Origin of the sequence: Bacillus pseudomycoides DSM 12442, from assembly GCF_000161455.1 — a bacterium.
In the GTDB taxonomy this organism is placed as follows: domain Bacteria; phylum Bacillota; class Bacilli; order Bacillales; family Bacillaceae_G; genus Bacillus_A; species Bacillus_A pseudomycoides.
The window spans coordinates 5,397,974-5,401,109 of record NZ_CM000745.1 but is presented as its reverse complement, the minus strand read 5'-3'; the positions used below and the strand labels follow the sequence as shown (position 1 = coordinate 5,401,109).

Below are 3,136 nucleotides of genomic sequence, written 5' to 3'. Positions count from 1 at the left end.
GGGTTTGAGTCCAAAAATAATGGGAAGAAATTTGACGCTCGGTTATCCTACAGTACACAAGAGAAACGATTAAAATTCTTATTTGGCAAATAAAAATGAGAGGGTGTGAACGCATTATGAATTTTATAAGAGAAATGAAAGAATTTAATATAAACCTTCAATCAAGTTGTGATCCGTTAGAAATTTTGTTTTTTGAAGAAAAAACATTGCAGGGAAGAGTTTTTCATGACTATAGATATTATCGTTTTTTTTCTAGCTTATTCACAATAGAAACCCTTGCACATTATTTAGAGGGTGAAATGGAGTTTCAAGATATTTTGGAAGAAAGAGAAAAACCTGAAGAGAATTTGCCACATTTGGATGAACTTTTACTCAAATTGGAACCTAGATTGGAGCATATAAGAGCAAAAAAAAGACCCATGTTAGATCTTAAACAAACGATTATTATGAATGCACTGTTACAATCAGATTCTGTGTATATTCCCATCGTTTGTTTTGGAAGATCCATACACAAATATAAACTATTGACTTTGTTATCGATTGTTGACTGGTCATGTGATGTTATGCATTCATATGGTTCAGGTTGCTGTGATACAACGGTGTTGATCGACCTAGACAAGGAGTTTCACACGTCTGAATTCGAGATTATGCTACCCTTGCAAGAAATGAAGCATTTAATTTGTAAATTAGAAGAAAACAAGCTATTCAAATACTCGTCGACTGATGAAGATAATGTGGTGGATTGGATTCATTTTACTGAAAATTATTATATAGAAAAAAATCAAAAGGTAATGAAACTGATGAATGAAAAGCTATGCTGTTATACGGTTACTAAAAACCCATTTGATATTTTCACAGAGCCAAAGGACAAAAATATAGGGAATATGATACCGATAGGAGAGAACTGATACAAACAGTTCTCTTTTTTTATTCTTGAAACCATTCACAACAAGGGGAGGTGCCAACATGACATATCGACTGGCAGAGGAGGAAGTCATGAAAGCAAAAGATGTGGATTTGTTGTCGTATTTAGAGGCCAAAGGAGAAAAATTTCAAAAAGAGGGAAACTATTACCGACATACGGAGCATGATAGCCTTATTATTCGAGATAATATGTTTGCGTGGAATAGTCGAGGAGAGAAAGGATATGGAGCAATTAGTTTTGCGAAAATGTATTATGGTATGTCTTTTCAAGAAGCTGTCCGTGATGTGAATCTTGGTGATTATCCAACCTTTACATCATCTAAGGAAGAAGAGCCAAAACAAGATGGGCCATTTCGTTATCCAGGTCATTTGGAAGTCCAGGATAAACAAGCGATTAAGCAATATTTAACTCAGGAGCGGAAAATTGATTCCCGATTAGTCAATTGGTTGATTGGGCAGGATCTCGTTGCACAAGATAAAAAGAAGAATGTCGTGTTTAAATGGCGAGAACAAGGTGGAACAGGAGATATAGTAGGCGCAGAACGTCAAGGGACAGTTAAGATGGAAAATAAACGAGGTTCTTTCAAGCAAATTTTGCCGAATGGAAAACCACATACAGGATTTATGGTGGATGTTGGGAAACCAACATCCATTTATTATTTCGAGAGCCCGATTGATCTTCTTTCCTATTGGACGTTACAACAAAACCGTCTTCAAAATGCAAGGCTGATTAGTATGAATGGTTTAAAGATGAAGACTGTTTTACGTACATTTAAAGAGACAAAAGATGAAGGATTTCCCGTGAATCGAATTGTCCTCGCAGTAGATAATGATAAAGCGGGGAAAGAATTTACGGAAAAGATAGGAGCTTTAACGATTACACCACGTGTCCAAATGCATCTTCCATCACAGGAGAAAGATTGGAATGATGCACTGAAGGCAGTCATACAATCAACTGAAAAACAGCAACAGCTTTATAAACAAACGCAACCGCAGCAAAAGAAACTAACACCAAAAAAGGAGATGGAGCGAAGTGTCTAATACATTACCAATATCAGGTGTATTACAGCTTTTTTTGTATGGAATGGGTCTTTATATTATCTTTCATATCTTAAAATGGAGTGTTGGAAAAATACGTGAAATTCGAATTCTGAAGAGGATGGCGAAGTCGGGGATTCGTTACATTGACAAAATGGATGGATTTCAATTTGAAGTATATCTAAAGGCTCTTTTTCGAGAACTTGGATATCGTCCAGAAGTCACCAAACGCTCTTGTGATTACGGTGTAGACGTCATATTAAAAGGGAGAAATCGTATTGTAATCCAGGCGAAACGATATGGGATAAAGAATCGAGTTGGGATTCGGGCTGTACAAGAAGTATATGCAGGAAAAGCATACTACAAGGCTGACGAGGCATGGATCGTAACCAATAGTGTATTTACAAAACAAGCTGAAGAATTAGCAAAAGCATGCCAGGTGAAACTTATTGATCGTTTTGAGCTTCAGAATTTGATTACCAAAGTGAATCCAGAACAAAAAGCGAAAGATGTGTATCAGCAAGTCAATCCAGCAGAACGGAAATGTCCGGTTTGTAAAAATCAATTAGTCATTCGATATTCAAAGAAAAATGATAATAAGTTTTTTGGTTGTTCCCAATTTCCATCTTGTACACATACGGAAGCGGTCAATAAATGAGTTGAAAGCACTTTATTCAGCTCATTTTTAATTTTATTCAAAAAAAGAAGTTCTTATAAAAAAACGGCTTCTCAGATTCCTTTGTAACGGATTTTATCATTACCTCTAACGCAATAGGTATCCGTTAAATTAAAATCTTATTTGAAGAGATTTATGGACCTCAAATGATGTTTTAAAGTATTTCTTGTTAATTTATATAAATTTGCACGTATTCTCCCGTTATTAAAAATAAAAATTCAGAAAATTTAACATATAGACCTTGCAAGGCCGTGAAAAGAGAGTTGCAATGACCTTATAAGAGCGTATTTGATAAGGAGTGATTACAATGAAAAAGAGGTCAGTTGAAGTAATCGAAGACGTAAGACATTTCCTTACAAAAGGTCAAATTGGTTTCGATCTTAGCAATTTTAAGTATTATCAAATGTTTTGCAAGGCATTAGAAGCAACAGGGACACCGTATCATTTGCAGGTCAATGAGTTAGAAAAAAATATGATAGTAATCAAAATGATGTAAAG

Annotated in this window: 4 protein-coding genes and 1 pseudogene; all 5 read left to right on the top strand. The window is 35.2% G+C overall.

What is annotated here, in order from left to right:
- Window positions 1–93, top strand: a pseudogene (locus BPMYX0001_RS35075) (topoisomerase C-terminal repeat-containing protein); the annotation flags it as partial.
- Window positions 94–116: 23 nt separating this feature from the next.
- Window positions 117–908 (top strand): hypothetical protein, encoded by a 792-nt coding sequence (locus BPMYX0001_RS27360; RefSeq protein ID WP_244268565.1) that lies wholly within the window; start codon window positions 117–119, stop codon window positions 906–908.
- Window positions 909–966: 58 nt separating this feature from the next.
- Window positions 967–1,965: a DUF3991 and toprim domain-containing protein gene (locus BPMYX0001_RS27355; protein ID WP_033799478.1), complete on the top strand. Its 999-nt coding sequence runs from the start codon at window positions 967–969 to the stop codon at window positions 1,963–1,965.
- Window positions 1,958–2,620: a restriction endonuclease gene (locus tag BPMYX0001_RS27350; protein WP_033799477.1), complete on the top strand. Its 663-nt coding sequence runs from the start codon at window positions 1,958–1,960 to the stop codon at window positions 2,618–2,620. Before BPMYX0001_RS27355 ends, BPMYX0001_RS27350 begins: the two co-directional genes overlap by 8 nt.
- Window positions 2,621–2,945: 325 nt before the next feature.
- On the top strand, window positions 2,946–3,134 hold the full coding sequence (locus BPMYX0001_RS27345) for a hypothetical protein (RefSeq protein ID WP_050774425.1): 189 nt from the start codon (window positions 2,946–2,948) through the stop codon (window positions 3,132–3,134).
- Window positions 3,135–3,136: the final 2 nt, after the last annotated feature.